This window comes from Bartonella sp. CR127HXZ, assembly GCF_042194555.1.
GTDB lineage: Bacteria > Pseudomonadota > Alphaproteobacteria > Rhizobiales > Rhizobiaceae > Bartonella > Bartonella grahamii.
Genome location: NZ_JBHIMZ010000081.1, coordinates 1 through 283, shown reverse-complemented (window position 1 = coordinate 283; position 283 = coordinate 1). Strand labels below are relative to the sequence as shown.

At 34.3% G+C, this 283-nt stretch carries 1 protein-coding gene; it reads left to right on the top strand.

Annotated elements, in window-relative coordinates; all coding sequences use genetic code 11:
* On the top strand, window positions 1-283 hold a 283-nt coding region (locus ACFIKY_RS09215; RefSeq protein WP_375661755.1), incomplete at both ends, for a zincin-like metallopeptidase domain-containing protein.

Sequence of the window (283 nt, the reverse complement as noted above, 5' to 3'; positions counted from 1 at the left end):
GTCTTCTGGATATGCCAAAGAAAAGCTTCGAACAACTATTGCCTCCTTTATGATTGGAGAGGAATTGAATATAGGTTATGATCCAAGTCATAACGCTTCCTATGTTTCTTCATGGATTGAAGCTATGCAGAATGATCCAAAAGAAATTTTTAGAGCGGCTTTTGAAGCAGAAAAAATCAAAAATTTCATAATAGGATTAGAAACAGTCAAAGTTGTTGAGGCTGAGAAAGAGTCATTTATATCGATAAACACTGATCGTGAACTAGCTAATACAGAAAAGATT